Source organism: Pantoea sp. Pa-EAmG (assembly GCF_030024295.1).
Taxonomy (GTDB): Bacteria; Pseudomonadota; Gammaproteobacteria; order Enterobacterales; family Enterobacteriaceae; genus Pantoea; species Pantoea dispersa.
The window spans coordinates 1-26,736 of sequence record NZ_JASEWO010000045.1 but is presented as its reverse complement, the minus strand read 5'-3'; the positions used below and the strand labels follow the sequence as shown (position 1 = coordinate 26,736).

The 26,736-nt window shown below is 61.6% G+C and carries 16 protein-coding genes; 5 read left to right on the top strand and 11 right to left on the bottom strand.

Annotated features, from left to right (window positions below; all coding sequences use genetic code 11):
- Positions 1-100 precede the first annotated feature (100 nt).
- The 4 genes from hmsP to bcsE form a co-directional block, all read right to left on the bottom strand.
- The gene (gene hmsP / locus QMM04_RS08760) at positions 101-2,113 is read right to left on the bottom strand and encodes a biofilm formation regulator HmsP (protein ID WP_021507002.1); all 2,013 of its coding nucleotides are present in this window, start codon (positions 2,111-2,113) and stop codon (positions 101-103) included.
- 204 nt (positions 2,114-2,317) lie between these two features.
- The gene (gene bcsG, locus QMM04_RS08755; RefSeq protein ID WP_136547553.1) at positions 2,318-3,955 is read right to left on the bottom strand and encodes a cellulose biosynthesis protein BcsG; all 1,638 of its coding nucleotides are present in this window, start codon (positions 3,953-3,955) and stop codon (positions 2,318-2,320) included.
- Complete coding sequence (bcsF, locus tag QMM04_RS08750; RefSeq protein ID WP_010617915.1) at positions 3,948-4,136, bottom strand: cellulose biosynthesis protein BcsF; 189 nt, start codon at positions 4,134-4,136, stop codon at positions 3,948-3,950. Before bcsF ends, bcsG begins: the two co-directional genes overlap by 8 nt.
- On the bottom strand, positions 4,133-5,677 hold the full coding sequence (gene bcsE / locus QMM04_RS08745) for a cellulose biosynthesis protein BcsE (RefSeq protein ID WP_282996021.1): 1,545 nt from the start codon (positions 5,675-5,677) through the stop codon (positions 4,133-4,135). The genes bcsF and bcsE overlap by 4 nt, the downstream gene beginning before the upstream one ends.
- Before the next feature lie 198 nt (positions 5,678-5,875).
- Between bcsE and bcsR the strand changes: the two genes are divergently transcribed.
- From bcsR to bcsC, 5 genes are read left to right on the top strand one after another with little or no spacing between them, the layout of a single operon-like run.
- On the top strand, positions 5,876-6,070 hold the full coding sequence (gene bcsR, locus QMM04_RS08740; protein ID WP_211727035.1) for a cellulose biosynthesis protein BcsR: 195 nt from the start codon (positions 5,876-5,878) through the stop codon (positions 6,068-6,070).
- Positions 6,070-6,801: a cellulose biosynthesis protein BcsQ gene (gene bcsQ / locus QMM04_RS08735; RefSeq protein WP_088516562.1), complete on the top strand. Its 732-nt coding sequence runs from the start codon at positions 6,070-6,072 to the stop codon at positions 6,799-6,801. The genes bcsR and bcsQ (QMM04_RS08735) overlap by 1 nt, the downstream gene beginning before the upstream one ends.
- Complete coding sequence (gene bcsA, locus QMM04_RS08730; RefSeq protein ID WP_282996019.1) at positions 6,798-9,413, top strand: UDP-forming cellulose synthase catalytic subunit; 2,616 nt, start codon at positions 6,798-6,800, stop codon at positions 9,411-9,413. Before bcsQ (QMM04_RS08735) ends, bcsA (QMM04_RS08730) begins: the two co-directional genes overlap by 4 nt.
- A gap of 9 nt (positions 9,414-9,422) precedes the next feature.
- On the top strand, positions 9,423-11,726 hold the full coding sequence (gene bcsB, locus QMM04_RS08725; RefSeq protein WP_282996017.1) for a cellulose biosynthesis cyclic di-GMP-binding regulatory protein BcsB: 2,304 nt from the start codon (positions 9,423-9,425) through the stop codon (positions 11,724-11,726).
- Positions 11,719-15,099, top strand: coding sequence for a cellulose synthase complex outer membrane protein BcsC (bcsC, locus tag QMM04_RS08720; protein WP_282996016.1), 3,381 nt, complete (start codon positions 11,719-11,721; stop codon positions 15,097-15,099). The genes bcsB (QMM04_RS08725) and bcsC overlap by 8 nt, the downstream gene beginning before the upstream one ends.
- Positions 15,100-15,218: 119 nt before the next feature.
- Here bcsC and QMM04_RS08715 read toward each other — a convergent pair whose 3' ends face one another.
- The 7 genes from QMM04_RS08715 to bcsO form a co-directional block, all read right to left on the bottom strand.
- Positions 15,219-16,223: a glycosyl hydrolase family 8 gene (locus QMM04_RS08715; RefSeq protein ID WP_282996015.1), complete on the bottom strand. Its 1,005-nt coding sequence runs from the start codon at positions 16,221-16,223 to the stop codon at positions 15,219-15,221.
- 9 nt (positions 16,224-16,232) lie between these two features.
- Positions 16,233-16,679 (bottom strand): cellulose biosynthesis protein BcsD, encoded by a 447-nt coding sequence (bcsD, locus tag QMM04_RS08710; protein ID WP_282996014.1) that lies wholly within the window; start codon positions 16,677-16,679, stop codon positions 16,233-16,235.
- Positions 16,679-20,482 (bottom strand): cellulose biosynthesis protein BcsC, encoded by a 3,804-nt coding sequence (locus QMM04_RS08705; RefSeq protein ID WP_282996013.1) that lies wholly within the window; start codon positions 20,480-20,482, stop codon positions 16,679-16,681. The genes bcsD and QMM04_RS08705 overlap by 1 nt, the downstream gene beginning before the upstream one ends.
- Before the next feature lie 11 nt (positions 20,483-20,493).
- Entirely contained in the window at positions 20,494-23,013 is a 2,520-nt protein-coding gene (gene bcsB, locus QMM04_RS08700; RefSeq protein WP_282996012.1) for a cellulose biosynthesis cyclic di-GMP-binding regulatory protein BcsB, read from the bottom strand.
- Complete coding sequence (gene bcsA, locus QMM04_RS08695) at positions 23,010-25,115, bottom strand: UDP-forming cellulose synthase catalytic subunit (protein WP_282996011.1); 2,106 nt, start codon at positions 25,113-25,115, stop codon at positions 23,010-23,012. Before bcsA (QMM04_RS08695) ends, bcsB (QMM04_RS08700) begins: the two co-directional genes overlap by 4 nt.
- A 61-nt stretch (positions 25,116-25,176) precedes the next feature.
- Positions 25,177-25,977, bottom strand: coding sequence for a cellulose biosynthesis protein BcsQ (gene bcsQ / locus QMM04_RS08690; RefSeq protein WP_031279622.1), 801 nt, complete (start codon positions 25,975-25,977; stop codon positions 25,177-25,179).
- Positions 25,968-26,600, bottom strand: coding sequence for a cellulose biosynthesis protein BcsO (bcsO, locus tag QMM04_RS08685; RefSeq protein WP_059010818.1), 633 nt, complete (start codon positions 26,598-26,600; stop codon positions 25,968-25,970). The genes bcsQ (QMM04_RS08690) and bcsO overlap by 10 nt, the downstream gene beginning before the upstream one ends.
- Positions 26,601-26,736: the final 136 nt, after the last annotated feature.

Here is a 26,736-nt window from a genome sequence, read left to right as displayed (position 1 = left end):
TACATTCCTTACAAAAGTTACAAAACTCTAACTATGAACTGAAACGCTTCAGCACCCCATAACGGTGCAATTCTGCAAGGAAAATCAATAAATAAGGTGATTATTCAGACGGTGACGAGCTGGCCAGCCAGCGCTGGTTAAACACCGATAACGGCAGGGCTTCAGCATATAAGTAGCCCTGCCCAATGGTAATTCCGCGCGCCAGCAGCCAGTCGCGCTGCTCGGCAGTTTCGACGCCTTCGGCTATCACGTCGAGGTGGATGATATCGGCAATCGCCGCCACGATGCGCACCATGGTGTCATCATCCGGCAGCGCGGCGACAAAACTGCGATCCATTTTTAGCTTATTAACCGGCAGCGCTTTGAACTGATGCAGGTAGTTGAGGTTGGAGTAGCCCATGCCGAAATCATCCAGCGCGACCGCCACCCCGGTTTGCTGCAGCGAGCGCAGCAGCGCCATCGCCTGTTCAGCATCGCCAATCTGCGCGGTTTCGGTGATCTCCAGCACGAAGTTACCCGGCGCAATGCGATGGCGCTCCAGTAGCCCCTGCAGATGGCTCACCACGCTGGCATCGCGCAGCTGTACTGCGGAGATATTCACGCTAAGCGGAAGATTGATGCCGTGGCGCTGCCAGCCAGCGATAATGCGGCACGCCTCTTCAAATACCCAGCGGCCGAGCGCGGAGATGACGCCAATCTCTTCGGCACTGGCGATGAACTCTTCAGATAAACCATAGCTGCCGTCCGGCATTCGCATGCGCAGCAGCGCTTCTGCGCCGGCCAGCTCGCCGGTGGCCATATTGATTTGCGGCTGCAGATAGAGCGCAAACTGGCCATCCTGCAGACCCTGCAGGATGTCGTGCTCCTGGGTTAAGCGCTTCTGCGCCCGCTCGGTCAGCGCCGGGTCAAAGAACAGAATCTGGTTTTTACCCTGATGGCGCGCCGACATCATCGCCGACGTGGCACGCGCCAGCTGTTCGCCAGCGGACACGGTGTTGTCATCGTGCAGCGCCAGGCCAATGCTGGCGTTGGGGCGCAGCTGCAGCTGATACAGGTTCACCGGCTGATTGATGCGTAGCATCAGGTTGCGCGCCAGCCGCATGGCGCGAAACGGGTTGTGCGCACGCTTCATCAATAGCGCAAAGTCGCTCGGTCCGGTCTGTGCCAGCAGCGTATGGTCATCAATGGTGCTGCGGATTTTTTCCACCAGCGTCAGCATCAGCGTATCGCGCTGCTCATCGCTCAGGACGCCATTGGCTTCCTGCAGGGTTTCGATGCGGATCACCATCAGCCCCCACGGCTGCTGGCTGTGGCGATGGCGGATGTGCTGATCAAGCAGCGCCAGAAACAGCGCGCGGTTGGGCAAATCGGTCACCGCGAAATGGGTGGTCAGCCGGCTCATCTCATCGTGAATCGACTCCAGCACCTGCTGATTGCGGTTGTAGCTGCGAATCAGCATGCCGATCTCATCGTCGCGATGATTGTGCGGCAGCGCCAGCTTATGAGTGAGAATGGCGGGCGGCGGCAGCTCCTGCAGCTCACGCGAAATATTACGCAGCGGATGCACGATCAGCCGGTTGATACACCAGCTGATCGCCACGGACAGAATCAGCGCCAGCAGCAGATAGGTGGTGATCATGGTGGACAGCGTGCTGAGCAGGAACTGATAAACGCGCGACGAATCAGCCTGCAGCACCAGATAGGCAATCGGCTTCGGCAGCCCGCTGCGCTCGACCGAATAGAGCGGCAGCGTAATCTGCACCGGCAGTTCGAATAGCCGGGCGACAAAGCGCGGCACCGGTTTCTCCGGCGCGAAGTCGGCGTGCAGCGCCTGGAAGGCGTTCGGCAGCACCACATCGGCGCGCGACAGAATGCCCGCCGGCTTAAGGGTATTCAGAATGCGTTCGGCCTGCGGGATATCGGCTTTGAGCACCGCTTCGGACAGCGGCTGGCGCACGGTATGCGCGACGTTCTCCATCTGCTGGGCGTAATCCACCCTGCGCTGCTGCACAAAATGGAATAACTGGATGACGATAAAAATACAGATGGTGACCAGCGCCACGGCGGACACGGTGGCCATCTGCTTTATCGTTAACGAACGACTGACGCGCAACAAAACCTCTCCTGGCCGCCGGGGGCCGTGACAGTTGCCGGAATGCGCAGCAAGTATATCCCAGGTCAGCATTTTTTTGCGCCGGGATAAAGGCGAAAATCACGCAACTGCCCCGCTTTGCGCGCTGTTTCAGCATTTTGTCAGCCATTAGCGGCGCAGAGACAAAACGGTGCGCGCCAGCCCGCACCGTTTGCCGCTCAGGTTTTACTGCGGATAGGCTACCCAGTCGCCGCCGTTAAGGCGAATCCACGGTTTGCCCTGATACATCATCACGACGGCGTTATCATTTTCCGACACCACCGGCGTCTGCGGCAGGTTATCCGCCAGCACCGACATGTTGACGTTCGGTGCGTTGAAGACCTGACCGTCCACCACCCGCGACACCAGTTCCGAGATGGCCAGCAGGCTGAGCGGCGTATCAATGGTCAGCGGCTGGCCCTGATGCGGGGCTTTCATGCCGACGAATTTGATGCCAACCGGCACGTGGGTGATCCCCGGGCTGGGAATATCGCGCAGCCCGGACATCTGCATTTTATCCCCCTGCAGTGCCGCACCGTGCTCCGGCACCACCAGTACCATCACCCGGCGTCCCGACTTCTCCAGATTGGTCAGGAAGGTATCGAGCTGGTCGAACAGCACCCGTGCGCGCGGCTGCCACTCGGCGGTGCGGGTGCTGCCCAGCTCGCGCGTACCGTCGTGCAGCGGAATCAGGTTGTAGAAGGTGGCGCTGCGCGCATCGCTGCTTTTGCTGCGATCATCAAGCCAGCGCTGCATCAGCTGCCCGTCGTTGTACACCGGCGAACCATCAAAAGACGTCAGCTCCGGCGCAATCCCGGCCTGCGACATCAGCGGCGCCTGCATGTTGCCGTCCTCGCGCAGCTCTTTGAGGTAGTTACCGAACACGCCGGTATGGTCCATCATCAGCTGCTGCTTAAAGCCCAGCTTCGCCAGATTATCAAACAGATAGCAGCGCTGGTCGGTGGCTTTATACAGGTTACTGTGTGAGGTCTGGCCGCAGCTGGCGCGCAGCAGGCGAATACCGGCCGGACCGCTGTAGCCGGTGGCGGAGTTGTAGTTGTTCAGCACGATATCAAAGTGCTTCCACAGCGGATGGTCACGCAGCTGCGCCACATCAATGTCCGACCACGCCAGCGAACAGATGTTGATCACCAGAATATCGAACGGCTGCGAATCGGCGGGCAGCGCATCAGGGAAGTGCGTGACGCGCTGGCGTTCGCTATCGTAAAAGCGATTCAGCCACGCGGTGAGGTTGGCGCTGGTGGGCGGCGCGCTTTGATCGAGTCCCGCCGCGGCCGGGCTGGCGGCCGGTTTGTCATTCAGCGCCACCGGCGGTGCGGCGGCTTTGCTGGGCAGCAGGCTGACCGCCGGGCCGGCGAGCGTCAGTACGTTCAGCCAGATCAGCGCCAGTGACACCAGCACGGTGACGCGAATCCACTGCGCCACGAACAGGTAAATCACCAGCAGCACAAAGGCCGCGCCGATCATCTCCCAGTTAATAAAGCGCTGCAGCAAATCCAGCAGATAGGCCGGCGAGAATCCCGCCACCTGGCTGCCCTGGCTGAGCAGCGAGTTCAGACCCGGCAGCCAGGTATCGTGCCAGAACAGCGCGAAGCCAATCGGCAGCGAAACCCACTGGCGCAGACGATGCAGCCGCGCTGACGGCAGCGGAAACAGCAGCCACGCCAGAAACACCAGATTACTCAGTGCATGGAAGTTGAGATAGCCGTACCACAACAGACCAAATTTGATCAGAAAGTAAAAGTTCCAGCCGCCGAGGCCGCGCCAGCGCGCCGCGTGCAGCGTCGAAGGTGTGTTATCCATGTTTATCCGTTTTGGTCGATTGGCGTTGCCACTGCCCTTCCGATTTGAGGGCGCGGGCAGGTAACAGGCGCATCAGCAGGCTGGTGCTGCGCTGCGGCAGCCAGCGTCGCCACAGCGATTTCAGGAACAGCAAAATCAGTAACAGCAGGATCGCCACCTGCACACCATCCATCAGCGTCATACGTGCGGTTCCCCGAGGTCGATGATGATCGGCTGCGGCGTCTGAGGGCCGCGCGGCGCGGCCGCTGCCGGCGCGGCAGGTTGCGCAGCGGCCGGTACCATGAGCGGTTCGACCTGCGCCACCGGCGTCAGCTGCCGCACTTTATTCACCTCCGACAAAATCTGATTGTCGGCAAACCACACCATGCGGTTGCTGAACAGCTCGTCGTGCGGCAGGGAAAATATCGATTTCAGGGCAATGTCCAGGTCGTTAAAGCGGCAGGAAGAGAGGAATAAATAGAGCCGATCGTCAACCAGCGTCACCAAATCGCCAAAACGACGCGGTTTACACAGCGTCAGTACCTGCGGCGGCGACAGCTGCGGCACCGGGCGCAGCGCCACCATCAGCCCTTTGTCGTTTTCCGGCAGCAGCGTATTGTTCATCAACTGCTGTACCGCCGCACAGAAACGCTCCAGCGGCAAATAGCCTTTCTGCTGCAGCGGCTGTAGCGCCTGTACCAGCGCCGGCAGATCGGCCGGCACGTGGCGGGTAAACTGCTGGCCCTGCACGCCTTCCAGCGCGGTCAGCAAGCGCGACAGCGGCGCCGCCGTCGGGACAATGCTGTTAACGCCACACGCCAGCAGCAAACGTTCATCGCTGTAGCGCAGGCTGGTGCCAAGTTCCCGAACCACGATTTTCAGCGCGTTGCCGCGCGATCGCCGCAAACCATGGACCATGCTCGCCAGAGTCGGCACATCCTGATTATGGGCCAGGCTAAAGATGACCGTGGCGGCGTTGGCCTGCTGCCCGCGCGCATACACGCTCTCGTTATCGCTGAACAGTTGCCACTGCGCGGAAAGCGGCGGCGCCCCTTCCAGCACATCCTGCTGGGCCAGAAACTGGTTTTCATCATTGAGGCTCAGCGGCTGTGACGCGGCAGCTTCAGCCTGCGCAATAAACTGATTATCAATACAGTTCAGGCGGATAGCGCGGTCGGCCAGCAATTTATCGGCGGAGTACCACCAGTTAATTCGATATTGCCAGCTATCCTGCTGAAATTCTAAATGGGCGACACCATCAAGCTGACGAAAATAACGCTGCAGATGATTTCGCAGGGGAATAATTGCGGTTCCGCAGGTGATCATTAGCAGCGTCATTTGTTTTTTTAACAGAACCCGGCGCAAGCCTTTTATCCACACGGTCAGTTCATCCGGGGATAATTTGCTCCACAGCGCCGCCTGACTATAAAACATGACCAGACCGCTACGTTTATTCATTACGCGCGCCATATCGCTGGCCAGATGTTGCAGGCTGGCTTTATTGGCAGGCAGCGAAAATAAGGGAATACGCGCCGGACCGCCGGGCGGATCGGGCGTTAACAGCGCCTGCGGGGGTTCATCCGCGCTCACCAGCGTGGCCGCCTTTTGCTGGCTAACCACCTGACGTAACAGCGTTCGTGCGTCTTCGGGCCGCTGGCAGGTTATCCAGTAAAATCCCGGCGACTGCAGGGCGATTAATTCCTGTTGTACCTGCTGCAGGCCAAGCGTATAAAGATTTTTCATATTAGCGTCGCGATCTGTACAATCCAGGCTAGTTTAATATAGACGGCAACGATTGGAACTGCTGAAATAAAAAAAGCTGCGCACGCGCCAGACTGTTTGACTTTGCCGGGCCAGAAATCGCTGGCTGCGGTTTTATACGCGACAAGAAAAATATCACCCCTCTTTATCCGTTGTCGTTTCTTTGGTGGCAAAAAAGTAATGAAAACTGAAAATGCTTTTTCACTGATCGCTGTCGGCAGCGAAGATCAGGATGATATTAACGCCCTGAGTGCCGCCTTTTCACTGAAGGCGTTTCGCTATATTGATATTGCCCGTGAAGCGCGTCTGCAACAATTGCTGTCGCGCTGGCCGTTGTTGCAGGAATGCACGCAGGGACCGGAGTCACCACGCTAATGCCGGTTCTCGCCTTACAGGGGCTGCGCGGCGGGTGCGGCGCGACGGCACTCAGTGCCGCGCTGGGCTGGGCGCTAAACGCGCTGCAGCAGTCGGTGCTGCTTATCGACCTTTCACCAGCCAACCAACTGGCGGCCCACTTTAATCTGCCGCTCGACACGCCGCACGGCTGGCTGCGTGCGCAGCTGGATAACCAGCCGTGGCAGCACAGCGCGCTGCGCTATCAGCCGGGGCTGGATTTCCTGCCGTCTGGCACGCTCACGCATCAGCAGACCTTATCCTTAACCGCAGCGACAGCCGAAATTGCACAACCGCTGCTTAAGGCTTTGCCGGCCCTGAAACAGCGCTATCAGTGGATTATTTTCGACCTTCCGGCGGATCTGCTGCCGTGGCAGCAGGCGTTCATCCCGGCCGCCGATCGGCTGCTTCAGCTGTTAACGCTGGATGCCAACTGCCAGCTGCGCCTGCACCGCGCGCACTTTTCGCCGCAGACACTGTTTCTGATTAACCAGTTCAACGCCAACAGCCAGCTGCAGCAGGATCTGCATCAGCTGTGGCTGCGCTCGCTTAAAAACCTGATTCCACAGGTGATCCACCGCGATGAAGCGCTAGCGGAAGCGCTGATGATGAAACAGCCAGTGGGCGCCTGGCGTCCGCATGCGCTGGCCAGCGAAGAGATCAATACGCTGGCCAACTGGCTGCTGCTGCATGTTGCCGGAGGTGGCGCATGAATGCGCTGCGCTGGCTGCTGGTGCCGCAGGCCTCGCAGGCATTGCAGCAGCGCGCGCGCCTGGCGCGTCAGCACGGCGCCGGGCGGTTAACGGTCGCGCTGCATCTGCTGTGGTGCGTGCTCGCCTGGTCGCTGCTGCGGCTGGAAACGCCGGCGTGGCGGCGCGTGCTGCAGCAGCGTCAGCGCTACTTCCCGCATATCTCTCCGCTGCGCCCGCGTCCGCTCGATATTGTGCGCTATGCACTCCAGAGCCTGTGGCTGCTTATCATGCTGCCGCTGGACGGCAGCGCGCGCAGCGAGCGTAAACGTTTTAACGCCTTTGGCTCGCTGTTCCGCTGGCGCCAGCAGCTGTATCAATGGCTGGCGCAGCTGCCGGCGCGGCTGGAGCACAGCGGCGTGCCGCAGCGCAGCGAACGCTGGCTGCAGCGCCTGCCACGGCGCGTGCGTCAGTTGCTGTTCATCGTGGTGGCGATCGCCGCCAGCCTGCTGGCGCTGCTGTGCATCTCGCAGCCGTTTGATATTACTACGCAGTTTGTATTTGTGCTGCTGCTGTGGGCGCTGGCCATGCTGGTGCGCCGTATGCCGGGCCGGCTGGTGACCATCATGCTGATTGTGCTGTCGCTCACCATCTCCTGCCGCTATCTGTGGTGGCGCTATACGGAAACCCTCAACTGGGACGATCCGCTCAGCCTGACGTTTGGTCTGCTGCTGATTGGCGCGGAAACCTACGCGTGGACAGTACTGGTGCTGGGCTATTTCCAGACGCTGTGGCCGCTCAACCGCCAGCCGGTCTCCATGCCGCCGGAGATCGCCAGCTGGCCCAGCGTCGATATTCTGGTGCCGACCTACAACGAGCCGCTCAGCGTGGTCAAACCCACCATCTATGCTGCGCTGGGTATCGACTGGCCGCAGGATAAACTCAACATCTATATTCTTGATGACGGCACGCGCGAGGAGTTTCGCGAGTTTGCCGCCAGCGTGGGCGTCAATTACGTGGTGCGCCCCAGCCACGAACACGCCAAGGCCGGCAACATCAACCATGCGCTGAAAACCACCTGCCGCAGCGAATACGTGGCGATTTTTGACTGCGACCACGTGCCGACGCGCTCATTCCTGCAGCTCACCATGGGCTGGTTCCTGAAAGATCACCGGCTGGGCATGCTGCAGACACCGCACCACTTCTTCTCGCCAGACCCGTTTGAGCGCAACCTCGGCCGTTTCCGCCAGACGCCGAATGAAGGCTCGCTGTTTTACGGTCTGGTGCAGGATGGTAACGACACCTGGGATGCCGCCTTTTTCTGCGGCTCCTGCGCAGTGCTGCGCCGCAGCGCGCTGGATGAGATTGGCGGCATCGCGGTAGAGACCGTTACCGAAGATGCGCACACCTCGCTGCGACTGCACCGCCGCGGATACACCTCGGCCTACATCCGCATTCCTCAGGCTGCCGGGCTGGCGACCGAAAGTCTGTCAGCGCATATTGGCCAGCGCATCCGCTGGGCGCGCGGCATGGTGCAGATCTTCCGTCTCGATAATCCGCTGTTTGGCAAAGGGCTGAAGCTGGTACAGCGGCTGTGTTACGCCAACGCCATGCTGCACTTTCTTGCCGGTATCCCCCGGCTGATCTTTCTGCTGGCGCCGCTGGCGTTTCTGCTGTGCCATGCCTACATCATCTATGCACCCGCGCTGGCCATCGCCATCTACGTGCTGCCGCACATGGTGCATACCAGTCTGACAAACTCGCGCATCCAGGGGCGCTGGCGCCACTCGTTCTGGAGCGAGGTGTATGAAACCGTGCTCGCCTGGTACATCGCCCGCCCCACCACGGTCGCGCTGTTTAATCCGCACAAAGGCAAATTCAACGTGACCGCCAAAGGGGGCCTGGTAGAAGAGCGCCATCTCGACTGGGTGATCACCAAACCCTACATGCTGCTGGTGCTGCTGAACATTGCCGGTATCGGCATGGGCTTCTGGCGCATGGCGCACGGCCCGGCCAATGAGCTGCTCACCATCTGGGTCAGTCTGGTGTGGGTGGTTTACAACATGATTATTCTCGGCGGCGCGGTGGCGGTGTCGGTGGAAGCGCGTCAAATCCGTGAAGCGCACCGCGTGGAGATCGCCATGCCGGCGGCGCTGGCACGCGCCGATGGTCATATGCTGCCGTGCACGCTGCGCGACTACTCTGACGGCGGCGTGGGCGTCGAACTGCGCGAGCCGGATGCACTGCGCGAGAACGAAAGCGTCTCGCTGCTGCTGCGGCGCGGACAGCAGGAGTTCAGCTTCCCGTGCCAGGTACAGCGCGTATTTGGCCGCCGCGCGGGTATCCGCCTGCACCAGCTCTCCACCCGCCAGCACATCGAATTTATTCAGTGCACCTTTGCGCGCGCCGATACCTGGGCGCTGTGGCAGGACGGTTTTCCGGAGGATAAACCGGTGCAGAGCCTGGCGGACATTATGCTGCTCGGCTTCAAAGGCTATTTGCGGCTGGCGGAGTATGGTCCGGCACCGCTGCGCCGCCTGTTCCGTGGCCTGACCGCCGGACTGCACTGGCTGGCAACGCTGTTGCCGCACAACGTCCGTCCGCGACCGGCAACGCTCAACACTGATTTTACCTAAGCTGATGATATGACCATGACGAGAAAACTGAGTTGGTTCACCGCCCTGCTGCTGGGCACGGCGTCTCTGGCGCAGGCGGCACTTCCGGCGGCGCTTCCTGATGCACCGCCTGCGGCAACCTCTGCGCCGCTGCCCGACGTGAACCAACCGCTCGATGCCAGCGCCCCGCTGCGCGATAGCCAGCTGCTGTTTACCCAGGTGGCACCGCCGCCGGGTAGCATGACGCTGCGCGGCACCGTCCCTACCAGCCAGATTGAGTTCGGCGTGCGCAGCGACGAGGTGGTCACGCGCGCGCTGCTGACGCTCAACTACCGACCTTCGCCGGCGCTGCTGCCGACGCAGTCGCAGCTCAAGGTGTATCTCAACGATGAACTGGTGGGACTGGTCACCGTCACCGCCGATCAGCTCGGCAAAGAGAACCAGACGCAGCTGGCGATCGACCCGCGCTACATTAGCGACTTCAACCGCATCCGCCTGGAACTGGTCGGCCACTACGCCAACGTGTGTGAAAATCCGGCCAACAGCACCATCTGGCTGGATATCGGTAAAGCGAGCAAACTGGACCTGACGCTGCAGAAGCTGCCGCTGAAAAACGATCTCTCCCATTTCCCGGAGCCATTCTTTGACGCGCGCGACAACCGGCCGCTGCAGCTGCCGATGGTCTTCAGCGGCCAGCCGGATGTGCAGCAACAGCGTGCGGCAGGCCTGCTGGCCTCGTGGTTCGGTAGCCAGGCGCAGTGGCGCGGCCAGTCCTTCCCGGTGCTGTATAACCAGCTGCCGGAAGGACAGCATGCGGTGGTGTTCGCCACCAACGATCGCCGGCCTGACTTCCTGCAAACGCTGCCGCCGGTGGACAAACCCACCGTGGAAATGGTCAGCCAGCCGGACAATCCCTATCAGAAGATGCTGCTGATTCTCGGCCGCGACGATAACGATCTGATCACTGCAGTAGAGGGCATTGCGCAGGGCGAACTGCTGCTGCGCGGCGAGCGCGCCACCATCGACAGTGTGAAACTGCTGGCCCCGCGCCAGCCGTACGATGCGCCAAACTGGGTACGCACCGATCGCCGCACCACCTTTGGTGAACTGACGCAGTATCAGAACCAGCTGCAGGCTGATGGCCTGCAACCCAACCCGATTAGCCTGACGCTCAACCTGCCGCCGGATCTGTTCCTGGTGCGCGCACGCGGCATTGATATGGACCTGATCTATCGCTACACCTCACCGGTGCAGCAGGACGGCTCACGGCTGGCGGTGCATCTCAATAATCAGTTCATGCAGGATTATCCGCTGACCAGTAAAGATGGCGCGGGCCAGCAGCTGATGCGCATTCCGCTGATGCAGGGCCTGCAGGACAACAGCCGTCAGCTGACCATTCCGGCACTGCGTCTCGGTGTGGTGAACCAGCTGCGCTTTGATTTTGACTACGCCAATACCTTTATCGGCGGCACTGCCGATGGCCGCTGTGAAACCGTCACCCCCGTCGCGCATCATGCGGTGATCGACGATCGCTCCAGCATCGATTTCTCCGGCTATCGTCACTACATCGAAATGCCTTCGCTCGGCGCGTTTGCCAGCGCTGGCTTCCCGTTCAGCCGCTTCGCCGATCTGGCGCAAACCCTGGTGCTGGTGCCGGCAAAACCGGAGAGCGGCGAAGTCAGTACGCTGCTTGACGCGCTGGGGGCGATCGGCGCCCAGACCGGCTATCCGGCACTGCGCGTGCAAATGAGCGATGACTGGCGCAACGCCAAAGACCACGATGCCGATCTGCTGCTGATCGGCAGCATTCCGCCGGATCTGCAGGCGGACACGGCGATCAATCTGCTGGTGGATCGCACGCGCAGCACCCTCAACATGCCATCGCGCCCGGGCAGCGCGCCCAACGTGCCACTGTCAGCCAGCGAGCGCACCGCCGAAAGCCAGACCGGCATCAGTTCGCGCGGTCCGCTCGGCGCTCTGGTTGGCTTCCAGTCGCCGTTTCACGATCAGCGCAGTGTGGTGGCGCTGCTGGCTGACAGCCCGCGCGGCTGGGATTTGCTGAATGCAGCGCTGCGCGACAGCGGTAAGCGCGCGGCGATGTTCGGTTCCGTCAGCATCGTCCGGGAGTCCGGCGTCAACAGCGTGCGCGTGGGCGATACCTACTTTGTCGGGCATCTGCCGTGGTGGGAGCGGCTGTGGAATCTGCTGGCCACCCATCCGGTATGGCTGGCCGTGTGTGCCGTGCTGGTGGTGATCCTGTTCGCCCTGATGGCCTGGCGCCTGATGCGCATGGTGAGCCGTCGTCGCCTGGCTGAGCTGGATGACGATGAATAAGTTACCGCTTGCGCTGCTGATCGCCAGTGCGCTGGCCGGCAGCGTGGCGGCCGCGCCCGGTCCGCAGGTGGCGCCGGTAGCGTGGCTGCTGATGCAGATTCGTACCGGCGAATCCACCAACAAATACGATTTGGTGCAGCAGTCGCTGTACCGGCTGGAAAAAATCGATCCGGATAACCCGCAGGTGCTGGCGGCGCGCATTCGTATGGCGCTGCGTCAGGGCGATCAGGCCAAAGCGCAGCAGCTGTTCGATGCGTTGCAAAAGGCTGCGCCGGATGACGCCGCCACACGCGAATCTGCGGCAGGTTTGCGCCTGATGAGCCCCGAAGGGCGTCAGCAGCTGCAGCAGGCGCGGCTGCTGGCCACCGCCGGACGGCTGCCGGAGGCCAAAGCAGCGTGGGATGCGCTGTTTCACGGCGTCTTTCCCGATGTAAACACCGAACTGGAGTACTGGCGACTGGTGGCGCGCCTGCCGGGCCAGCAGCCGCTCGCCTGGCATCAGTTGCAGGCGCTGGAGCAGCGTTATCCGGGCAATATCGGCGTCGAGCTACAGCTGGCGCGCATGGCGTTTGATAATAATCAGCCGGATCAGGCGGTGACCCAGTTGCGTCAACTGGCCAACCGCGACGGCGGCCGCGATGCCGCGTCCGAACTGTGGCTGCAGCAGATCCAGAACCAGCCGGTAAGCGAGCGCAGCGTTGCCAGCCTGCAGCAGTATCTGCAGGTGTTCACCAGCGGCGATGCGCAACAGCGCGGAGCGGATGAGCTGGCGCGTCAGCAAAAAATGCTGGCCGATCCGGCCTTCCGCCAGCGCATGCGCGGCCTGGCGCTGGTCGAAGCTGGCGGCGGCGCGGCGGCAATCGGCGCATTACAGGCGGCGCTGAAGGCCAATCCGGACGACGCCGAACTGCTCGGTGCCATGGGCCAGGCACAGGCGCGTGCCGGTCACCGCGCCGCCGCCATCAGCTGGCTACAGAAAGCGATTCAGGCGGGCCAGGCCAGCACGCAAATCGGCAAGTGGCAGTCCCTGTTACAGACCAATCGTTACTGGCTGGCTATCGACAGCGGCGACGCGGCGCTGAAGCAGGGGGATTTGTCCGGCGCTGAGCAGCAGTACCGCAGCGCGCAGGCCATCGACAGCAATGATAGCTGGGCGCTCATCGGCCTCGGTGATGTGGCGCAGGCGCGTAAAAACAGCGCGTTAGCCCGGCAGTACTGGCAGCAGGCGCTGCGCCTTGACCGCAGCAACGGCACGGCGCAGCAGCGCCTGAGCAATTTACGTATTGAGAGCCTGCTGGCCGACGCAGACACGCTGGCGCAGCAGCAGCAATGGCCGCAGGCGGTAGCGAAATACCGTGAGGCGGCTCAGGCGCGACCGGATGATGTCTGGCTGGCCTGGCGGCTGGCCAGTGCGCTACGCAGCAGCGGTGACAACCAGGCAGGCGCCGCGGTAATGGCCGCGATGGTGCGCCAGCAGCCGCAGCAGCCAGCCGCGCTGTATGCCACGGCACTGTGGCAGTCATCCGGCGACGACGATGCCGCCGCACTGGCCACGCTGCACCGTTTACCCACCGCCCGCTGGGACAGCAACATGCATGAACTGGCGGATCGCCTGGCGCAAAACCAGGCGTTCGGGCGTGCCGGGGAGCTACGCGCCCGCGGTGATGAAGCCGCCGCCATCCGCTTGCTGCAACAGCAGCCGGTCTCGCCGCGCCGCGACATTACGCTGGCCGACTGGGCGCTGGAGCGGGGCGATGCCACAACAGCGCTGGCCGGTTATCAGCAGGTGCTGCAGCAGGACGCCAGCAACAACGATGCCGCGCTCGGCCGCATCGAGGCGCTGCTGGCGCTGCAGCGCACCACCGAAGCGCGCGCAGCGCTGCACAGCCTGCCGGACAGCGTGGCGCAGCAGAGCCTGAACAGCGGCCGGCGCGTGGCACTCGCCTGGCAAAACAGCGGCGATCTCCTCAAAGCGCAACAGTTGTTCAGCGTGCTGAAAACCCGCGCCGCCGCTGTCGCGCCGTCACAGGAAAAAGCGCTGGTGCTGCGTGATGCCGCGCGGCTGGAGAGACAGCAGCGTCAGCCCGCGCTGGCACAGCAGGATTACCGCGCGGCCATGGTCGCCAGCGGCATCACGCCAGCGCTGCCAGACGATAACGCCCGCTATACCCGGCTGACGCGCGCGCAGGCCCAGGACGACTGGCTGAAGCGCAGCATTCGCAGCGACGCCGCTGACCTGTATCGCCAGCAGGACACCACTGTGACGCTGGAACAGGACTACTCGCGCGATAAGGGCAACGGTGGCACCTCTGACTTTACCGCCCATACCACCATGCTGCAGGCGGAAACCCCGCTGGCCGATGGCCGCAGCTTTGTGCGCGTCGATCACGTACAGGTGTCTGCCGGAACATTTTCCACCACTGATGGCAGCCACAGTGAAAAGTTCGGCAGCTGTAACGACGCCAACGTCGGGGGCTGCCGGCGCGATTTCACCCAGCGGGACGAAGGCACCGCGCTGGGCGTCGGCTGGCACAACGATCGCTGGTCAGCCGATATCGGCACCACGCCGCTCGGTTTTACCGTCACTAACTGGGTCGGCGGCGTAAGCTGGAAAACTGACATCGACGATCTCGGGGTGACCTTTACCGCTTCACGTCGCCCAATCTCCAGTTCGCTGCTGGCTTACGCCGGCGCGCGCGATCCGGCCACTAACGGCGGCAAAAACTGGGGCGGCGTCGTCGCGACCGGCGGCGGCATCGGCCTGAGCTACGATCGGGGCGGCGCGCACGGGGTGTGGGCCGATCTCAGCGCCCATCAAATCAGCGGTGAAAACGTGGCGGACAACAGCCGCGAACGGCTGATGGCAGGCTATTACTACAAGCTGATCAATAGCGACAACCAGCGCGCCACCATCGGCCTGAACAGTATGCTGTGGCACTATCAGAAAGATTTGAGCGACTACACCTTTGGCCAGGGCGGCTATTACAGCCCGCAGCGCTACTTCTCGCTGGCGGTGCCGCTGACCTGGCGTCAGCGCACGGAAAACTGGTCGTATGAACTCGGCGGCTCGGTGTCGTGGTCACAGTCAACCACCGACGCTCAGGCGCGCTACCCGGTGAATCCCGGCTTTACGCTGGCCAGCAATCCGTCATCGGACAGCAGTTCCGGACGCGGTTTCGGCTATACCGTGCAGGCGTTGATAGAGCGGCGCATCACGCCGCACTGGTCGCTGGGTTTGGCCATGGACATTCAGCAGGCGAAAGATTACACCCCAAGCCACGGACTGCTTTATGTGCGCTACTCAATGGCCGGCTGGAACGGCGACATGGATATGCCACCACAGCCACTGGAACCGTATGCGGATTTTAAATAAGCACACGAAAATGAAAAGGTCGCCATAAATGGCGACCCTACAAGATAGTTGCGTGGTTTTTACAGGGTGCGCTTTGATGCGCTCCGGTATAAATCCCGACGGGTGCAGGTAGCGTTCGGCTATCGCTTCTCCTGATAAGCCAGCCAGGTCAGCAGTTGCAGGCTGGCGGAGAAATAGTTTTGCTCCGGCGCTAAGCGGTCGCTGAGGTAGCCGGTTTGGTTGAGCGTCAGGTCGCGCACCGCGGTCAGGCCACCTTCCATATTGTAAGGTGCCGGGGTATTGGCCAGCACATCAAACCACGCTGGCGTGGTGTCGCGCGCGTAGCCCTGCCAGACGCGCTGGAAGGGCACCAGCCGCAGGCTTTGCGGATCGTACCACCAGATATTCAGCGGAATACGAATCGCGTCATAGCTGAAGCGGTTGGAATAGCCGACCGCCGGCGCGACGGAGCCATCGGCGTTCAGCGCCACCCAGTCCAGCGGCAGGCCGGTTTTGCCAAACTGCATGTCGCCCAGCAGCGCAAGGCCATCATCAATCAGCGTGTTCCACACGCGCAGATGGCTGTGCTGCGCAAACTCCTGCCATGCGGCGAACAGGAAATAGGAAGGGTTAAGCACCACATAGCTGGTTTTATTGAAGCCCTGCGCGCCCGGCAGCATTACCTTGCGGCCGGCGTAGTCGATCACCGTTAGCTTGATGACCGCGCGCTGAATGCGATCCGACGCCTGCTGATAATCACCGCCCCACTTCTGCGCCGCGCGCTGCAGCGCCCAGGCGATCAGCACATCCCCGTCCGAAGCATCATTTTTATCGGCGATGGGATCGGCTGCGCCTGGCGTATAGCGCCAGTAGAACAGGTCATTCTGCGGATTGCGCAGATGGGTACGCGTCCACTGCCACAGCAAATCAAAGGTGGCGCGATCGTTATACGCCACCGCCAGCAGCATGCCGTAACCCTGACCTTCGGTGTGGCTGACGTTATTGTTGGCCGTATCGCTGATGCGGCCGTCGCTGCTCATAAAGCGGCTTTTGTAACTGCTCCAGCCATCGGCGACCGCCTGAGCACTGAAAAATATCACCATGAAACACAGCATCCATTGACGCCAGAACCGCATCACTCTCATCACAGCTTCCTATTGGTATCGATAATGCAGCGTGCCGCCGTCGATTTTTTCCAGCGTCAGCGGCACCGCCGCACTGCCACCCTGCGCGCGCAGCCACTGCGCGTACACGCCGGCCAGCACTGCGCTCAGCGCCAGCTGCCAGCGTTCCGCATCAACCTGACTGTCGCCCTGCGGCAGGGCATGGTGCTCAAGCATAATCGCGTTCTGCTGCGGCTGTAGCTGAACAAAGCCCCAGTTAAAGCGCGCCAGCTGGAGATTAATTTCGCGCTCCAGATCCTGCACGGTGCGCGCCTCCGGCAAAGGATAGCGCGTTGCCAGCAATTCGCCCACGCCGTTGAGGAAGGCTTCCGCCTCCGCGCCAGCGTTGTCCAGCATGCTCTCAATCATCACGCTGACCAGATCAAACCAGCCCGGCTGATACGGATGGCTGATGCGTGCGCCCGGTTGCTCACTCATTAGTTGTCTCCAAACAGATAACGGAAGTACAGATTGGCTGTGCTTTCGTTGTAATCGCCAAAGGTGTCATAGCCGAGCTGGCCGCCGATGGTGACATCTTTATTAATCTTATAATCGGCACCGGCGTGCAGGTTATAGCCGATGCCGTTTTTGCTCTCACCGCTGTAGTAGGCGCTTTTGACAAAGCCCTGATCGGCGAGGCTTTGCAGCTGGGACTGCAGCGACGGATCGTTGGGGAAATACGCGCTCTTGTCCTGGCTGTACGACTGATAGCCGACCGAACCGCCAACGTTGACTTTCAGGTCATCAAACTTGCGGCTGAAGTCGACAGGGAACGACACCGCGGCATAATTCTGCGGACTGAAATAGCCGCCCTGACCGTAGCTGAAGTAACTCAGGTTTTTGGAGAAATCCATCCACGACAGGCTCATGCCGACCTTAAGCTCGCGGTCGTCGTAGTGGTAAGGCCGCACGTAAGCGCCCGCCGTGGCCTGCACGCTGTTGTTGCTCGCCACGTTCTCGCCCAGATAGCTGTAAGCGCCGCCGCCGACGTAGAAACCCGCGTCGCCGTTATCGAAGCTCAGCATGGCGTTGCCGCCGTTTTTGGTGACGCGCCCCCAGCGCTTGCCGCTGGTCTTGTCCTCCACGCCAACGTACGACAGCAGGCTATCGGTCATGGCGCGGCGTTCACCGGTGAGGATCAGCGTCAGGAAATCGGTCAGCTTCGGCGACCACTGCACGCCGCCCACCAGCGTACTGAGATCCTGGCCGAGCGGCGTGCTGCCGAGGTCGATTTTGTAGCTGTCGCCCTTCAGCGCCATATTCAGTTCCACGCCGGTGGCCTTTTGCGAATCGGTCGACGAAGACGGCGTGTCGTCTATTTTGGCCGCGCCGGATGCCACCACATTGCCCTGCACCAGCGCGTTGCTGCCGAAGCGACGCCACGCATCACCGGCCGCACTGCCAGCGGTGAGCGACACCGGCGTCATCGTAAAGTCGAAGCGCGACTCGCCGAACGGTACGGTCGAGAAGGTCAGCGGCGCTTTGGCTTCGGTCAGCTTGCTGAGCCCCGATTCGCCGTCGCGTCCGCGCACCTGCATCTGCCCCTGTACCCAGGTGCCGGTTTTCTCCTGCAGATTGTCCATCATCTCGTCAATCTGGCGCAGCGTCTGGCTCTGCCGGACCTCCGGCGTGGTGCTCGCCAGCGTGACGTCCTGCGCGCTGCTGCTGGTGGCCGGTGCCGTTTGCCACGGCATTACCGTGCCATAGCTGGAAGGCGAACCGGACACCGGCGAGGTGCTGCGGTTGATAAACGGATTGTCCGCCAGCGCCAGACCGCCAACGGTCGGCACGCTGCCGCTCTGTGCGCCCTGCAGACCAATCAGCTGGCCGCGCGCGCTGCGCAGGTAGCTCATCGCCTGACTGTGCTCGCCGTTGGCTTCCGCCACGCGTGCCAGCAGTAACAGGCGATCCGGCGTCTGCTCATTGCGCAGGCCGCGGGTTAAGGTGTTCGCTTTGTCGATGTCGTTCTGCGCCAGCGCCACATCAATAGCGCCAGTGCGCGCATCCTGAGTGGGCGTATCCTGCGTCAGCAGATAGTCATACACCACGCCCGCTTCTTTGTTCATCTTGCCGGACTGATACAGACGCGCCATGGCAAACATCAGATCGCGGTTCTGCGGATCGTGCTGCAGCGCACCCACCAGCTTGTCATAGGCGGCGGCGTACTGCTTCTGCTCGCGCAGGCGATCGACTTCATTGATGAGATAACCGTTGCGGATACCGGCCAGCTGCGTGGGCGTACTGCGCGCCTGCAGCTCCGGACTGCTGAGGAAGCTCTGCGCTTCGGTCGTCAGTCCCGCCTGATTCAGTACCGCCACCTGCGCGGCGTAATCACCGGCGTTGCCCTGCACGCCGCGCTGCATGTTGCCGCGCACCACCGTCACCGCCGTGGTGAGATCGCCGGCTTTGGCCAGTTTCTGCGCCAGATTACCGGCATCGACCGGATTGGCTGGCGGCGTGGCGGCCAGCGCGCGTAGCGTATTGGCCGCCGCCGCGTCAGATCCCTGCGCCAGATAGCGATCGGCGGTGGCCATTTGCAGATTGAAATTCACGCGCTGCGCCAGTTCGCGCATCTCGCTGTTCTTGCTGCCGTTGGGAATGCGCGCCAGTAACTGGCTGGCCTGCTGCCAGGCACCGCTCTCGCTGGCGTTGAGCGCACCGGCATACAGCTCGCTGGTGCTGGCACCGCTGCGCAGGGTCGGCTGCATGACGTTAGCGGCCAGCAGGCTATCGCCCTGCGCGCGGTAAATGCGTGCCAGATCGAGACGCAGCCAGCCGTCGCTGGGATAGCGCTGAATGGCGCTGTTGAGCGTGGCGATGGCCGCACTGCGGTTGCCTGCCGCCAGCTCGCGTTTTGCCTGCGCACGCAGCGGATCGCTGCTGTTACCGCGCGGCGCCACGCTCTGGCGCACGCTGTCGGGCAATGATGCCAGCAGGGTATTGGCTTCGGCGCTGCGGTTTTGCTGGCGCAGCACGTAAAACAGCCCCTCTTTGGCGCTGCGGTTATCGGCATCGCTCTGCAGAATGGCCCGGTAGGTTTGCTCCGCCTGCTGCAGCTGATTGCTGCGGCGCAGCACATCAGCGCGGAACAGCTTCGCCGATATACCTTTTTCGCCCTCGGCCTGCGTCAGCGGCTCACTCAGCGCCAGCGCCTGCGCGCTGTCACCGTTTTTCAGCGCCTGCTGGGCATTCGCCAGCTGCGCGTAAAAGCGGGCGTCGGCCGCCTGCTGCTGACGCTGCTGGCTCTGATCGCCGCCCAGCTGTGCGGCGCGCGTCAGATAATCGGCGGCTTCGGCGTAGCGTCCGGCGCGCTGCGCCACGTAGCCCATACCGGCAAGCGCATCGGCGTCCTGCGGGTTGGCCTGCAGCACTTTTTCAAAGTTGTTCTGCGCACCGCTGACGTCGCCGCTGTTCAGCGCGCTAAAGCCAGCGCCCTTCTCCGCGCCGCCGACGTTTTTGCGGTAGTAATCCACCACTGCACTGTCCTGCGGATGGCGCTGCTGCCAGGTCTGGTAGAGCGCGGCGTCTGACGCCTGTGGCGCCAGCCACAGCAGCGCCTGACGCAGCGAGCGATCGGCCTCTTTATTACCGTCCGCCATGCTGGCCAGCACATCAATGCCCTGCCGGCGCGTCGCTTCCTGATAGGTCAGCGCTTTGCCCAGCGCCAGCTGAGCGCCGGTATCCTGCGGATGGTCGGCGGCAAACTGCCGCAGCGCCTCCACAGCCTGGGGCAGCAGCGTGCGGTCGCCGGCCATGGTCAGATAATATTCTGCCGCCACGCTCGGCGGCGGCTCGTTGCCGCTGAAGGTGTTGCGCCAGGTTTGCAGCGCGGCGGCGATGTTACCGCTGCGCGCCTGCTGACGCGCCAGCGACAGCTGCGCCTGCGGAATGCTCTGCAGCTGCCGCGCGTTGTCCAGCTCCGTCAGATGCGGATCGTTGGGCGATACCGCACTCAGGCGGGCGCGCCACTGTGCCGCATCAGCCGCGCTGCCGCTTTGCTGTGAATAGAGCGCCAGCAGATACAGCGCCTGGGTATTGTTCGGCTCCACCATCAGGATTTTTTGCAGCGAGGCTTTCGCCAGATCGTCATGCGCTTTCTGATGCCAGTAGGCCGCCTGGTCGAACAGTGCCTGTAACGCCGGATTGGTGCTCTCCGCCGCCAGCAGCGGCTGTGAGAAGGCCAGCGCGCCGCCCAGCAGCAACGCCTGACGAATACCGGCACTTATCAGCTGTTTTTTCATTATTTTTATCCTTACTTCCGGCCGGAGTGACTATCGTCTTTCGGGTGGAGACGGCGCCACGCATGACGCTTCAGCATCACCCAGGCCGCACTGCCGATCAGCGCCGACAGCAGCAGCGCCGCCAGCGCCATAAGTACCGAGTGCTGGTTGGCATACCACACCACCATCATGTACCACGGCATTTCACCGCTCGGGAACTGCGGCCCGACGCGGAAGCTGCGGATGCCGTTCTCATCGGTGATGATGGCGGTATCACCGCGGATGCCGGCGTTGATGCGCGCCGAATTCAAATCATCGTGCAAACGCAGCAGCTGCTGATCGCTGGTGGCGACCGTCATCACCACCAGACGATCGGCGCTCCACGGTGAGCGATAGCTGACAAAGCCGCGCCACGCTTCATTTGAGGAGAAGTAGCGATCGGCATCCAGCTGCTGGCGAGACCAGTCACCGGTCAGCCAGCCGCGCAGCTTATCGACGGTGGTCGGCTCTTTGACGCCCAGCGTATTGCCGCTGGTCTGGTAAGCGGTGCCGGCCAGCATCTGCTGCGTGAAGGCGCTGTGCTGCATGGTGCTCACCGCCAGTACATCGCTGTGCTGCAGGCGCGTCAGATTGGTGCCGCCGTTCGGCAGGCCAAACAACACCTGGTTCTGCACCAGCGGCACGCCGGTGGCGTTACCGGCGCGCGCGGCCATGTCCAGCAGCGTGGCGATCTCGGCATCACCCGGCGCCTCCGGCAGCAGCAGCGTGGTCTGCGAAAAATCCGCCAGCCGCGAGAACGGGAACGAAGCACCGACGAAGTACGACAGGTTCGGCAGCATGGTGAAGTGGCGCGTGTGGCTCAGATCGATCCACGAATCCTCTTCGATACGGCTCTTGATGTTGTTGTTGAGCAGCACGCCGCACGGCGCATCCGCCTTTGGCTTGATATTGAAGTAGAGCGCCAGCTGGTTGTCGCCGTAAATCAGGTATGGCTCCAGCTTCAGCGTGTACTGCTCCTGGCGTGCATCCCCGCCCAGCCGGTGCCAGGCGCTCTCCAGTAGCCCGACTTTGTTCACCGTCAGGTTGCGCAGGAAGGTGCCGTTCAGCGTGACGTTAAGAAACGAATTGTTTTCATCGATCCAGCTTTCCGACGGGAAACGGTAGTGCAGATTGACCGGAATCGCGTCGCCGTCCCACAGGAACAGATCCGGTGCCGCGCGGAAGTTAACCCGCAGCGCATCGTGCCAGATACCGGTGGTGGTCAGGCTCTGATCTTTACGCAGCAGCTCGCTGAGACGCACCGGGCGGCTGGTGTTGATCCAGCGCGGTGCGTCGTACGGTTTGCGCGTGCCAATCGGCTGCGGCGGTACGTTCAGGCTGCTGGCATCGGTGGCCAGCGGCTGCGTGGTCAGGCGGTTGGCCGCCTGGCGCAGCTGGGCATCATCCGCACCGACCACCAGCAGCAGTTTGTACACCGGATTGTTGGGGTTATCGATCACCTGCAGCAGCGGACCACGGGCTGCGGGCAGCGTCACGCTGCCGATTTTGTCACCCGGATGGCCGATCAGGATACCGTTGTGCTCGGGCAGATCGCCGCGCACCACCGGGAAACGGATGCCACGGTAATCCGACTGAATGCCGAGCCAGGAAGCCACCAGCGCGGCGGCGCTGACGCTATCCGGCGAAACGTTAGCGGCAAAACCAAAGGTCACGCTGGCGGGCGTCATGCGCTGCACATCAATAAACGGACGCGGGAAGTTGCGCAGGCTGGTGCCAATGTTGAGCTGCTGACCTTCGAGGCTCAGCGTGGTTTTCGGCAGAATGGTGACCTGATACTGCTGCGCGCTCTCTTTTTCGCACAGCAGCTTGTCGGCATCGTTGATTTTAAAGCTGAGGTTATTACTGGAAACCACCATCGCCGCCGGAATATCCAGCTGATAGTCGCTGACATCGCTGTCGCTGGCACCCAGCGGCAGCGTGCCGAGCGGCTGGCCGTTGAGCATCAGCTGCAGCGACGTGTTGCGCGCCGCCAGCGCGGCAGAGACGCGCAGCGACAGGTTGAGCCGCGCATTAGTGATCACCTCATCGCCCGGCAGGGTAAACAGAATACCGGACTGCAGCTGGCCGCCGGTCAGGGTGATGCCGCGCGGCTGTCCCATCTGCGCCACCGAAATGGTGCTGCTCACCGGCTGGTTTAACAGCGCGCCAGCGGGTTCAGCGGCAGCCGGTGCCTCCGCAGCCACCGGCGGTATGACGATGTCAGGCGCAGCCGATGCTGCTGGCGTTGCTGCCTCTGCCGGCGGTGCTGACTCTGCCGACTGTACGGGTGCTGTATTTTCCTGCAGCGGCGCTGCATCGCCCGGCGTGTACGGCGCGTCGCCCGCCGCCTGCTTCAGCTGCGGATCGGCACTGCCATCCAGCCCCTGCGGCGGCGGTACGTCAGAGAGCGCGGCGCTGTCCTGGGTTACCGCCGGCGTCTCTGCCCAGGCCGGGGCGAGCAGCAGCGTGGTGGTCAGCGCGCTGGCCAGCAGCGTGTACGTCAATGTTTTCATGCTGCGCTGTCCTCTTTGGCCGTTGCCTGGCCATCACGCTTGCGCGCCTCACGGCGATCTTTCCAGCTCAGCCAGAACAGCTCAAAGACGGTACGGATGATGGTGCCGAGCGACACCAGCGGGTTGTCCTGCTTATATTCCGGCTGGATCCACGCATCGGCCCGCGCCAGCACCACGCGCACCAGTTCACGGCGGCGCGCCAGCGGCATCGCGCCAAAGCGCAGGCGAATGGTCTCCTCATCACCGGAGATCTTGCTCACCGGAATGGTGATGGCACCCGATTTCAGCAGCAGATCGATCTCTTCGATTTCATCGTGCTCATGCCGGTTGTCTGGCGCATCCAGCTGCGCGCCGCCCATCGACAGATCGCTGGTTTGCGTGCGCGAAGAGATGCCGCTGGCATAGTGAATCACCGCCGGGATCTGCACCTCGATACGAATGGTTTTACGCACCTGTTTGGTTTCACGTGCCACGGCAATCGCCGCCATCAGGATGATCAGGCTGAACACCGCCCAGCCGACGTTGAGCGCAATCACATAAGGATCGACGCCGAAGTAATCATGCGCCACGGCGCGCACCACGCCGGCCACAATACCAATCGACAGCAGCGCGGCAACGATGACGTGAGGCCGCACGATGTGGAAATCAAAGAAGCCCTGGTCCAGCAGACCACCTTTATCCGTCACGTTGAATTTGCCGTGCTTTGGCGACAGCAGGGTCAGCAGCGTCGGGATCACCAGGTGGAAGCACATCACGGTTTCGTAGATTTCACCCCAGAAGGTGTAGCGGAATTTGCCGTTCATGCGCGAGTTAACGTACAGCGACATCACCAGATGCGGCAGTACGTAAGCGAAGATGAGCGACGCCGACGAGTGGATAATATTCAGGTTAAACAGCAGGTAAGCCAGTGGCGCAGTGAGGAAAGCCACGCGCGGCAGGCCGAACTGGAAGTGCAGCATGGCGTTGAGGTAGCACAGACGCTGCTGCCACTTGAGCCCACGGCCCAGCAGCGGATTGTCGACGCGGAAAATCTGCGTCATGCCGCGCGCCCAGCGGGTACGCTGAATCACATGCAGACCCAGACGTTCGGTCGCCAGTCCCGCCGCCAGCGGAATTGCCAGGAACGCCGAACCCCAGCCGAGACGCTGCATTTTCAGCGCGGTATGTGCGTCCTCGGTGACGGTTTCCACCGCGAAGCCGCCAATCTGTTCCAGCGCGCTGCGGCGGATCACCGCACAGGAGCCGCAGAAGAACGTGGCGTTCCAGTTGTCGTTGCCCTGCTGCACCGGGCCGTAAAACAGCGAGCCCTCATTCGGGATGCTGCGCGCGGCGCGCAGGTTACGTTCGAACGGATCCGGCGAGTAAAAGTAGTGCGGCGTCTGCAATAACGCCAGCTTCGGATCTTTCAGGAACGGACCGACGGTGGCCTGCAGGAACGTGCGCGTCGCCACGTGGTCGCAGTCAAACACGCAAATCAGCTCGCCTTTGGTGATTTTCATGGCGTGATTGAGGTTGCCGGCTTTGGCGTGGCGGTTATCGTCGCGCGTGATATAGCCGACGCCAACGTCGGCGGCAAATACCGCGAACTCGCTGCGTTTGCCGTCATCCAGCAGGTAAACTTTGATCTTATCGCGCGGATAGTCGATACACTGCGCCGCCAGCACGGTATCCCGCACTACGTCGAGGCTTTCGTTATAGGTCGGCACGTAGACATCGACCGTCGGCCACAAGCGGGTATCATCCGGCAGCGGTTCAATGGTGCGTTTTAATGGCCAGGTGGTTTGCAGGAAGCCGAGAATTAAGATCAGCCAGACATACAGCTCGGCCAGATATAAGCCGATACCGAGAATTGCTTCAATCTCGGAATTAAACTGCAGCGTCTCCGTGGTGCGCCACCAGATATATCGGGTCGACATCAGCGCGGAAAGAAAAACCATCACAATGGTTATTTTACGGCTTTTACTGAAGCCCAGTAAAAACATCATGCCAATACTGATCAAACCAAAAATATACTGTTTCTGGCTGTCCATAGGCGTGATGACGATTACCGCAGCGACCGGTGCAAGCACCAGCAGCAGCAGGTAAAACCCGAGTTTACTCATGATTCACCCTGAAGAAGCTGTGTTGTTATTATTTGAACCAGGCCGCTGGCGGCCGGGCTTGTTAATAATGACTGCGGATCGGTGCCTGAACTTCGCCGTTGCCTACGTTGATATTCAGGATATTCGCCACCCGTTTTGCCACCAGTTCAATATCAAACGCCGCTGCCGAAGCCGGGCTGAAATCATAGATTGACTGCTGCGAGGCATTGGCCTCAGCCACGCTTTCATCGCGGTGCACCACGCCAAGTAAATTATCGCCCAGCCGCTGCTGCATAAATGCGGTTACTTCACGGCTGATATTCCGGCGATTATCACTTTGGTTGAGCACGAAATAATGACCGTGCTGATTATTTAATGGCTGGCCAATCATGCGATGGTTTTCAATTTGCGGCAGCAGCGCCACCGAGGCGGTATCCGCCAGCATCACCACTAAATGCATATCGGCCAGCGCCTGCATGGCTTTCAGCGCCGGACCGGGTCCCGGCGGAAAATCTGCAATAATTACCAGACCCGGATAATTCAGGACGGTATCCAGGCCGCGTTTTAAGAAATGGGCATCGTGCGCCAGGTTGTGTTCGAAGCGCTCACGCTGCGCTTCAGTCACCTCACCGTAAGGCATGACAAAGATGTTGCTGCCGGTGGTGAGGATCGACTGACTCCAGTCAGCCTGCTCTTCCGAGCGCGCCACAAAGCCGCGGCTGTCGTGCAGCGGTACGCCAAAATGCAGGCGCAGCGCATTTTGTACGTCAAAATCGATCGCCAGCACTTTGCTGCCGGCACGCGCCAGACTCCAGGCCAGGTTGGCCGCCATGGTGGTTTTTCCTACTCCCCCTTTTGGCGAGCACACACAAACTAATGGCATAGCGCGATCTTCTCCAGTAACGGTTTGAGCAGTGTTTCTTTAGATAAATGAACCGGTTCCGCCGCACGCGAGCGGAACAGTGCGCCAAAGCGCGAGGGCGTAGCAGGCTCCGGCTGCGCCACGGCGGGCGCAGTGGCCGGTGCTGCGGCAGCAGGGGCAACAGCCTGTTCAGCGACCGGCGCGCTGACCGGCGGCGGTGGGAACAGAGAAGTGGCCGCCTGACGCGCTACGTGCGTGGCTGCCGGTGCCAGTGACGACACGGACGCGGCAGTAGGCGCGCTGCTTGCTGGCGGGAATAACGCGCTGCGCGGTGTTTCTGTGTCGGGTGCCGGCGCGCTGGCGGCGAGGCTCTGCAGCAGTGATGCCTTTTCACTGCGGGCGACGGGCGCCGGATTAAGAGCCTGCGGCGGCGCGACAAACTCATCGCCGCGAATCGGCTGCGGCTGCGGCAGATCGACGCGCTGGCCGCTACCCAGCTCCGGCTCATCATCCGTCGCCAGCTGACGGATGATCGCCCACTGGCTGTGATCGGCTTCCAGCGATTGCCCGGACATATCCTTAAAAGCAATGTCCAGCGTTTGCGTTTTTTCCTGGAAACGCTGCAGATCGTCGTAGTTCTTCATGATCAGAGCCTGTTAAAGCGGAGGGGTAATTTCCGCGAATATAACACACACGTTAAGACACGGTGAGAGAATTCTGATTATTAAAACCGCAGATTCGACAAAAGAGTTTTATCTGAAAGATTGAAAATATACAGAT

What these genes read in the sequence shown, in the direction of transcription:
- bcsG (WP_136547553.1), bottom strand. Translation starts at nt 3,955, where the DNA reads ATGGATAACACACCTTCGACGCTGCACGCGGCGCGCTGGCGCGGCCTC.
- bcsF (WP_010617915.1), bottom strand. Translation starts at nt 4,136, where the DNA reads ATGACGCTGATGGATGGTGTGCAGGTGGCGATCCTGCTGTTACTGATT.
- bcsE (WP_282996021.1), bottom strand. Translation starts at nt 5,677, where the DNA reads ATGAAAAATCTTTATACGCTTGGCCTGCAGCAGGTACAACAGGAATTA.
- bcsR (WP_211727035.1), top strand. Translation starts at nt 5,876, where the DNA reads ATGAAAACTGAAAATGCTTTTTCACTGATCGCTGTCGGCAGCGAAGAT.
- bcsQ (WP_088516562.1), top strand. Translation starts at nt 6,070, where the DNA reads ATGCCGGTTCTCGCCTTACAGGGGCTGCGCGGCGGGTGCGGCGCGACG.
- bcsA (WP_282996019.1), top strand. Translation starts at nt 6,798, where the DNA reads ATGAATGCGCTGCGCTGGCTGCTGGTGCCGCAGGCCTCGCAGGCATTG.
- bcsB (WP_282996017.1), top strand. Translation starts at nt 9,423, where the DNA reads ATGACCATGACGAGAAAACTGAGTTGGTTCACCGCCCTGCTGCTGGGC.
- bcsC (WP_282996016.1), top strand. Translation starts at nt 11,719, where the DNA reads ATGAATAAGTTACCGCTTGCGCTGCTGATCGCCAGTGCGCTGGCCGGC.
- QMM04_RS08715 (WP_282996015.1), bottom strand. Translation starts at nt 16,223, where the DNA reads ATGAGAGTGATGCGGTTCTGGCGTCAATGGATGCTGTGTTTCATGGTG.
- bcsD (WP_282996014.1), bottom strand. Translation starts at nt 16,679, where the DNA reads ATGAGTGAGCAACCGGGCGCACGCATCAGCCATCCGTATCAGCCGGGC.
- QMM04_RS08705 (WP_282996013.1), bottom strand. Translation starts at nt 20,482, where the DNA reads ATGAAAAAACAGCTGATAAGTGCCGGTATTCGTCAGGCGTTGCTGCTG.
- bcsB (WP_282996012.1), bottom strand. Translation starts at nt 23,013, where the DNA reads ATGAAAACATTGACGTACACGCTGCTGGCCAGCGCGCTGACCACCACG.
- bcsA (WP_282996011.1), bottom strand. Translation starts at nt 25,115, where the DNA reads ATGAGTAAACTCGGGTTTTACCTGCTGCTGCTGGTGCTTGCACCGGTC.
- bcsQ (WP_031279622.1), bottom strand. Translation starts at nt 25,977, where the DNA reads ATGCCATTAGTTTGTGTGTGCTCGCCAAAAGGGGGAGTAGGAAAAACC.
- bcsO (WP_059010818.1), bottom strand. Translation starts at nt 26,600, where the DNA reads ATGAAGAACTACGACGATCTGCAGCGTTTCCAGGAAAAAACGCAAACG.